This window comes from Spirillospora sp. NPDC046719, from assembly GCF_040645715.1.
Lineage (GTDB): Bacteria > Actinomycetota > Actinomycetes > Streptosporangiales > Streptosporangiaceae > Spirillospora.
Genome location: NZ_JBEYYT010000451.1, coordinates 1 through 7,375, shown reverse-complemented (window position 1 = coordinate 7,375; position 7,375 = coordinate 1). Strand labels below are relative to the sequence as shown.

Genomic DNA, 7,375 nt, shown 5'->3' with positions numbered 1-7,375 from the left:
CGCAAGGCCGCCGCCGAACCGGCACCGGCCTTGCGGGCGCGGCGGCGGGACTTGACCGCGGCGCGCTCGGGGGCGGCGACCGGGGCGGGGGCCTCGGCGCGGCGCCAGACGCGGGCGACGACGACGACCTCGCGGGGCTCGCGGATCGGGGTGAGGCGGCACCAGGTGCGCGGTTCGGCGAGGTAGCGGGTCTGCGAGAGGAGCAGTTCGGTGAGCCGCTTGCCCTCGATGACGGGCCGGGTCGCGAGCCAGGTCAGCACGCCGGGCGGGACGATGTACAGCACGTGCCAGGGGGACTTGAAGGGGATCCCGACGAATCTCAGCAGCAGGATCCACGGCACGAACACACCGAGGAACACACCGATCTGGACCAGCGGCAGCGGCATCGGAAGCCGCAGGTCGTACAGCTTGTACAGCCGCTTCTCGATGCGCCATATGTTCGTGTACGTGGGTAGATCCACGCCCCTACTCCCCTAACTGCGCGAGCACGGTGCCGCCTGCCGGCCTCCGCGTGGTGCCGACCTCCGCGTGGTCAGGTGGCGTCCACCCCGAGCGCCTTGGCGATCGCCCGGGCGGTCGTCTCGATGATGTTCGGCACGTAGAAGACCACTCCGATTCCTATCGCCAGCACGATGAATTGGACGAAACGCGTGATCTCCCGGGTGAACAGAAAGAAGATCGCCACAATGGAGACGATGACGAGGAAGAGCGGGCCGAAGATGTTGCGCAGCCAGTCGGCGAGATTGCCGGTGTTGAGTTCGTCGTTCTTCTGCGGTTCCGCCCAGACCTCGTGCGGAATCGACGCCATGATGTGGTGCAGCATCGACTGATCACCTCTCTGGGACGGCGGATGTCGTGGGGGTTGCGGTCATGATGCGTTCGGCTCCGTGGTGCCGCGGATGTCTCTGACGTACCAGGTCGTCCCCTTCTTCACCACGGTGAGCTCGTAGGCCTGGTCGAGTTCGCCGCCGCCGCCGGCGCCCGCGCCGCCGGGCAGCTGCCAGCCCACGGTCGCGGTGACGGTCCGCTCGTCGGCGGCTCCCTTGGGCGCGACGACCTCCTTGACCTGGACGTAGCTGACGGAGCCGGCGAGGCCCGCGATCGGCGTCCCGTCGGAGAACCGCGACAGGGCGGCCTGGTTGCCGGACGCGTACGCCTGGAAGAACGTACCGAGGAACGGCTGGAGCTCGTTCTCCAGGGCGGTGTCGCGGTCCTGGACGCCGCCCTGCGGGAGCGCGGCCTTGGTGGGCGGGGGCAGCAGCGCCGGCCGTCCGGAGACGACGAGCGCGCCGCCGTCGGCCGCGTAGACGGGCACGGAAAGGCGGAGCCACTTGTCGGCGGTGCGGGCGAGGACCGTGACGGTGCCGTTGTGCGCGTCGCGGGCGTCGACTCCGGCGACCTGGACGGACTGGACCTGCAATGTGCCGACGCCGTTCCAGCCGAATTGGGCGTCGGCGCCGTCGGGCAGGAAGGTGCGCAATTGGGCTTCGCGGGCGGGCGCGCTCTTCTGGTCGTAGTTCAGGTAGACGTTGGCGAACTGGAGCGCGAACGCGCCGGCGGCGCTGCTCGGGAATCCGGTGCCCTTTCCGGGCTTGGCGGTGGCGCCGGTTCCGGTGGAGTCGCCGTCCTTGGCGGTGAAGCGCTCGAAGGGGGCGCGGATGCCGTTGACGAGGATGACGAGGATGAGGGCCCAGAGCACGGCGCGCCCGACCCACACCCACCAGCGGCCGCCGGAGCCGCCCCAGCGGCCGCCGCCGCGCCGGCCGTCGCCGGATCCGCCGGAGCGCCCGCGGCGCCGTTCGGGCGCGGGCGCGTCCCACGGGTCGGCGGACGCGGCGAGCGCCGCGGGCGCCGCCGTCTCCTCGACCACGGCCGTGTCACGGCCGCGTCCTACGGCCGACCTGCGAGCCATCCTGCCTCCGCTCGCGCCTCGCCCCCGGTCGGCGCGGTCTGTTGCCTGGGTCCTGTGCGGGTGGTCCTTTCCGAACCCCACCCCGGGCCCAGAGTAACCACGAGCGCCAATTGTTCCAGCGCATCGCGGCGAAGCACACCCCCGGCACGCGGTTGCGGATAATGCAATCCAGCTCAACAGGAACGGGGAAGATTGCCAAACGGTGACGATCCCCTATCCAAGGCTCCGAACGGTGCGCCTGACCAGGTTTCCGGCAAGCGGCGCGACTCGGCAGTTGCTTGGTTACCGGGTGTCCGTTCCGCCCGCAATCTCTTTCCGAGAGATTCCGGCAAAGTGTCGACTTCGGGACATATCGTGACAGAACACGCGGTGACCTGGGGCGCGACCCCACATGCAACACCTGTATCGCAAATCACACAAGCCCCCGGACGCGCATCAGGCCCCACCGGACGGGTGGGGCCTGACAGGGCGTGCGGACGCTCAGACGTTGAAGCGGAACTCGACGACGTCGCCGTCCTGCATCACGTACTCCTTGCCCTCCATGCGCACCTTGCCGGCGGTGCGGGCGGCGGCCATCGAGCCGGCCTCGGTGAGGTCGTCGAAGGAGACGATCTCGGCCTTGATGAAGCCGCGCTGGAAGTCGGTGTGGATGACGCCGGCGGCCTCGGGGGCGGTGGCGCCCTTGCGGATCGTCCAGGCCCGCGACTCCTTGGGGCCGGCGGTCAGGTACGTCTGGAGGCCGAGCGTGGCGAACCCGATCCGGACGAGCTGCGACAAGCCGGACTCCTCCTGGCCCATGCCCTGGAGCAGTTCGAGCGCCTCGTCGTCGGGCAGCTCGATCAGCTCCGCCTCGATCTTGGCGTCCAGGAAGATCGCCTCGGCGGGCGCGACCAGGTCGCGGAGGCGGCCGCGCAGCGCCTCGTCGGTCAGCTCGCCCTCGTCGAGGTTGAAGACGTAGAGGAACGGCTTGGCGGTGAGCAGGTGCAGCTCGCGCAGCAGGGCGAGGTCGATGCCGGCCTTCTCGGCGCCCGCGAACAGCGTGATGCCGTCGTCGAGGAGCTTCTGCGCGGCGTTGACGGCGTCGACGACGGCGAGCTTGTCCTTGTCCTTCTTGGTCCGCGCCTCCTTGTCGAGCCGCGGCAGCGCCTTCTCGATCGTCTGCAGGTCGGCGAGGATCAGCTCGGTGTTGATCGTCTCGATGTCCCGGGACGGCGCGACGTCGCCGTCCACGTGGGTGACGTCGGGGTCCTCGAACGCGCGGATGACCTGGCAGATCGCGTTGGTCTCGCGGATGTTGGCGAGGAACTTGTTGCCGAGGCCCTGCCCCTCGGACGCGCCCTTGACGATGCCCGCGATGTCGAGGAACTCCATCGTCGCCGGGATGATCTTCTGGGAGCCGAACAGCTCGGCCAGCACCCCGAGCCGCGGGTCGGGCACCCCGACGACGCCGACGTTGGGCTCGATGGTCGCGAACGGGTAGTTGGCGGCGAGCGCGTCGTTCTTGGTCAGCGCGTTGAAGAGGGTGGACTTGCCGACGTTGGGCAGCCCGACGATTCCGATGGAGAGGCTCACGGCGGTCAAGTTTACGGACCCCGCCGACCCCCTGGGCTGCCGGACGGCGGACGGGGCCGGAGGCATCGGCGGCCGGCGGCCTGGACGGTTGGCGAACAGTGAACGGATTGTCCGCTCCGGCGGGCGATCCGGCGCGTCGCGGTCGCGCTTCGCGAGTCCGCTGTCACGATGAAGTAATGGACCTCGCGCTCTTCGCCGGACTTCTCGTCGGCGCCGTCTTCGGCGTCGTCGCCGGGTACGCGCTGGCGACGAGCCGGCAGGGCGCGCTGATCGCGCGGGCCAGGGCGGCGGAGGAGAAGCTCGCCTACGCCGAGGAGCGGATGGCCGAGCACTTCGAGAACCTGTCGGCGAAGGCGCTGGACGCCAGCAACCAGCGGTTCCTGGAGCTGGCGGACGCGCGGCTGAAGGCGGCGGGGGTCGAGGCGGCGGGCGAGCTGCAGCGCCGCCAGCAGGCCGTCGAGCACCTGGTGGCGCCGCTGAAGGACACGCTCGCGAAGGTGGAGGAGCAGCTCCGCGAGATCGAGACGGGCCGCCGCGAGTCGCACGCGATGCTCGCCAAGCAGGTCGACTTCGTCCGGCAGAGCTCCGACCAGCTGCGGCGGGAGACGCAGGGGCTCGTGCGGGCGCTGCAGCGGCCGGAGGCCCGCGGCCGGTGGGGCGAGCTGCAGCTGCGGCGGGTCGTGGAGCTCGCCGGGATGGCCCATCACTGCGACTTCGACGAGCAGGCGAGCGCGGCCACGGCGAACGGGACGGTCCGGCCCGACCTGGTGGTGCGGCTGGCCGGCGGCAAGAGCATCGTGGTCGACTCCAAGGTGTCGCTCGCCGCGTACCTGCAGGCCGCCGAGACCGGCGACCCCGTCCGGCTGGACGCGCACGCCCGGCACCTGCGCGACCACGTCGACCGGCTGGCCGCGAAGTCGTACTGGCAGGCGTTCAGCCCGGCGCCGGAGTTCGTCGTGCTGTTCATCCCCGGGGAGGCGTTCCTCGCGCCCGCGCTGGACCGCGATCCCGGGCTGCTGGAGTACGCGATGCGGCGGCGCGTCCACATCGCGACGCCCACCACGCTGATCACCATGCTGCGGACGGCGTCGTACGCGTGGCAGCAGGCCGCGCTATCGCGCAACGCCCGCGCCGTGTTCGAGCTCGGCAAGGAGCTGTACGAGCGCCTCGGCACCATGGGCCAGCACGTGGACGAGCTGGGCCGCGCGCTCACCGGCGCGATCAAGTCCTACAACCGGACGGTGGGCTCGCTGGAGACGCGCGTGCTGGTCAGCGCCCGGAAGCTGAACGAGCTGGGCGTCGTGGACGAGTCCCTGGACGGCCCTCAGCCGGTGGAGGAGAGCCCACGCGCTCTGTCCGCGGCCGAACTCACGGCGCACGACGACCGTCCAAACGACCGGGGGCTCTCCGGTCGCGGTGCCCCCGGCGACGAGGAGCGGCCTCGGCCTGATGGCGCGTCGGAACCGGTAGGTTTCGGCGGACGGGCCATCCCTGATCAGGATGATCGGCGAGAGAGGTGGCCATGAGCTCATCGACGGCACGCGACGCGCCCGGCGGCGCCTCGCCGGCCTCAGGGGGTCCAGTGGGACGTCAGCGCGCCGCCTCCTCGCGCCGCTCGCACGCCGCCGGGCCGGGCGCCGTCACCCTGACGGGGCGCGGCGGCGTCGTGCTCATGTTCGGCGCGGCGCTGGTGTGCGCGCTGCTGTCGCGGTGGCTCGGCGTCGGGCTGCTGGCCGGGGCGGGCTTCGCGATCGCGTGCGCGCTCGCCGCGTTCGCCACCCGCCCGGCGGACCTGCTGACGATCGCGGTGAGCCCGCCGCTGGTGTTCTTCTTCGCGACCGTCCTCGCGGAGACCGCGGACGCGCTGGGGCACGGCTCGCTGCTGCGCGCCCTCACGGTCGGGCTGCTGACGTCGCTGGCGTCGACGGCGCCGTGGCTGTTCTTCGGCACGCTGCTGGTCCTGGTGATCACGATGTTCCGGGGGCTGCCGGCGAACGTGCGGGAGCTGCGCGGCAAGCTCGTCGGGGTCCGGTTGTTCGAGAAGGAGGACAACGAGAACCCCGTCCGGTGGGACGAGTCCCCCACCACGACCGCCGAGCGCCGCCTCCACCACGGCGACGTCGACTGACCCGGGCGCCGGCTAGACGGGCGTGGGCTAGACGGGCGTGACGCGGAGGTCCTTGCGGAGTTCCTTCGGGAGGGAGAAGCGCATCCGCTCCTCGACGGACTCGATCTCCTCCGCCTCGCCGAAGCCGCGCTCGGCCAGCCACGCCAGGACGCCCTGGACGAGCTCGTCCGGGACGGAGGCGCCGCTGGTGACGCCGACGACGTCGACGCCCTCCAGCCAGGCCGGGTCGATCTGCTCGGCGTAGTCGACCAGGTGGGCGTCGTCGGCGCCGTGCTCCTTGGCGACCTCGACCAGCCGGACGGAGTTGGAGGAGTTCGTGGAGCCGACCACGATGACCAGCTGCGACCGCGCGGCCATCTCCTTGACGGCGGTCTGCCGGTTCTGGGTGGCGTAGCAGATGTCGTCGGACGGCGGGTCCGTCAGCTTGGGGAACCGCTCGCGGAGCTTCTCGACCGTGGCGATCGTCTCGTCCACCGACAGGGTGGTCTGCGACAGCCAGGCGACCTTCTCCGGGTCGCGGACGGTGATGTTGGCGACGTCGTCGGGGCCGTCGACGAGGTGGATGTGGTCGGGCGCCTCGCCAGTGGTGCCGATGACCTCCTCGTGCCCCTCGTGGCCGATCAGCAGGATGTCGTAGTCCTGCGCGGCGAACCGGACGGCCTCCTTGTGGACCTTGGTCACCAGCGGGCAGGTGGCGTCGATGGTGCGCAGGTTCAGGCCGCGGGCCTCGTCGTGGACGACGGGGGCGACGCCGTGCGCGGAGAACACCACGATGGCGCCCTCGGGGACCTCCTCGGTCTCGTCCACGAAGATCGCGCCGCGCTCCTCCAGCGTCTTGACGACGTGGACGTTGTGCACGATCTGCTTGCGGACGTAGATCGGCGCCCCGTACTTCTCCAGGGCGATCTCGACCGTCTGGACGGCGCGGTCGACGCCCGCGCAGTAACCACGCGGCTTGGCGAGCAGGACACGGCGCTGGCTGTTGGCGGTCATGCCCCCATCGTACGAGCCGCCCCGCCCGCGCCGTGCACGGCGGGACGCGGCGCGCCGGGCGGCGGGAGACCGCGGTGGAAACGGGTAAAGCTCTGGTGAAGCCCGCTGTGTGACCCACTCCACGCCGCTTTTGGACAGAATTCCATTAACCCGGGGTGACCCTCCTCGCACCCATGGGGCAGAGTGAGACACGAGAAGACGATTGCCGCATGTGCGTGAACAGGACGGCAGGAAGAGGAATGACCATGACGAGATCGCCGCGCCGCCTCAAGCAGCAGGTCCAGGACGCGGTGGGCGAGCAGGTCCGCGATCTCCCGCTGCACGCCGTCCGGCTGGCCATGTTCGGTGTGGGCCGGGCGCTGCTGCTCGGCGACCGGGTGAGCCGCGACTACAAGGAGATCACCGAGGGCGACGGCGTCGGCCCGGTGATCGGCCGGCTGCGCGACGACGTCCGGCACACCGCGGAGAAGGTCGTCGGGAAGGTCGTGGAGACGGTCCGCGGCGGGGAGGAGCCCGAGCCGGAGCCGCGGCCGCGGACCCGCACCCGGCCGGCCAGGCCGGCGGCGGAGCGCGGGACGGTCCGGACGGCGCAGCGCCGGGCGGCCGACGGGGAGATCTCCGTCGGCAAGCCGGCCGCGAAGCCCGCTCCGAAGCCCGCCCAGGACGCTCCGGTCGCGAAGCCGGCGCCGGAGCCGAAGCCCGCCGAGCCGCGTCCGGAGCCGGAGGCGCAGGCCGAGCCGGCTCCGAACCCCGTCCCGGAGGCGGACCCG

General features: G+C 71.4%; 7 protein-coding genes and 1 pseudogene. 3 read left to right on the top strand and 5 right to left on the bottom strand.

The genetic code is table 11. The annotated features are described in order from the left end of the window. The 4 genes from ABZ914_RS42630 to ychF form a co-directional block, all read right to left on the bottom strand. The coding region (locus ABZ914_RS42630; protein WP_500200477.1) for a conjugal transfer protein at positions 1–461 on the bottom strand (461 nt) is incomplete at its 3' end. Between the two features lie 71 nt (positions 462–532). Further along, complete coding sequence (locus ABZ914_RS42625; RefSeq protein ID WP_151547330.1) at positions 533–823, bottom strand: hypothetical protein; 291 nt, start codon at positions 821–823, stop codon at positions 533–535. Between the two features lie 45 nt (positions 824–868). Further along, positions 869–1,912 carry a conjugal transfer protein gene (locus tag ABZ914_RS42620; RefSeq protein WP_190861714.1) on the bottom strand — a complete coding sequence of 348 codons (1,044 nt, stop codon included), beginning with the start codon at positions 1,910–1,912 and terminating at the stop codon, positions 869–871. Between the two features lie 480 nt (positions 1,913–2,392). Then, the gene (gene ychF / locus ABZ914_RS42615; RefSeq protein WP_190861712.1) at positions 2,393–3,484 is read right to left on the bottom strand and encodes a redox-regulated ATPase YchF; all 1,092 of its coding nucleotides are present in this window, start codon (positions 3,482–3,484) and stop codon (positions 2,393–2,395) included. A gap of 176 nt (positions 3,485–3,660) precedes the next feature. Here ychF and ABZ914_RS42610 point away from each other — a divergent pair, with 176 nt between their 5' ends. Together ABZ914_RS42610 and ABZ914_RS42605 are read left to right on the top strand one after the other, a co-directional pair. Further along, positions 3,661–5,010, top strand: a complete 1,350-nt coding sequence (locus tag ABZ914_RS42610) for a DNA recombination protein RmuC (RefSeq protein ID WP_500200469.1) — start codon at positions 3,661–3,663, stop codon at positions 5,008–5,010. Between the two features lie 56 nt (positions 5,011–5,066). Beyond that, the gene (locus tag ABZ914_RS42605) at positions 5,067–5,612 is read left to right on the top strand and encodes a DUF6542 domain-containing protein (RefSeq protein WP_500200467.1); all 546 of its coding nucleotides are present in this window, start codon (positions 5,067–5,069) and stop codon (positions 5,610–5,612) included. 27 nt (positions 5,613–5,639) lie between these two features. Here ABZ914_RS42605 and ABZ914_RS42600 read toward each other — a convergent pair whose 3' ends face one another. After that, the gene (locus tag ABZ914_RS42600) at positions 5,640–6,605 is read right to left on the bottom strand and encodes a 4-hydroxy-3-methylbut-2-enyl diphosphate reductase (RefSeq protein WP_190861705.1); all 966 of its coding nucleotides are present in this window, start codon (positions 6,603–6,605) and stop codon (positions 5,640–5,642) included. Positions 6,606–6,850: 245 nt separating this feature from the next. Between ABZ914_RS42600 and ABZ914_RS42595 the strand changes: the two are divergent. Continuing rightward, positions 6,851–7,375, top strand: a pseudogene (locus ABZ914_RS42595) (hypothetical protein); the annotation flags it as partial.

Excerpts from the sequence above, each read along its gene's own strand:
- ABZ914_RS42610 (WP_500200469.1), top strand. The coding sequence starts at position 3,661 with ATGGACCTCGCGCTCTTCGCCGGACTTCTCGTCGGCGCCGTCTTCGGC.
- ABZ914_RS42625 (WP_151547330.1), bottom strand. The coding sequence starts at position 823 with ATGCTGCACCACATCATGGCGTCGATTCCGCACGAGGTCTGGGCGGAA.
- ABZ914_RS42600 (WP_190861705.1), bottom strand. The coding sequence starts at position 6,605 with ATGACCGCCAACAGCCAGCGCCGTGTCCTGCTCGCCAAGCCGCGTGGT.
- ABZ914_RS42620 (WP_190861714.1), bottom strand. The coding sequence starts at position 1,912 with ATGGCTCGCAGGTCGGCCGTAGGACGCGGCCGTGACACGGCCGTGGTC.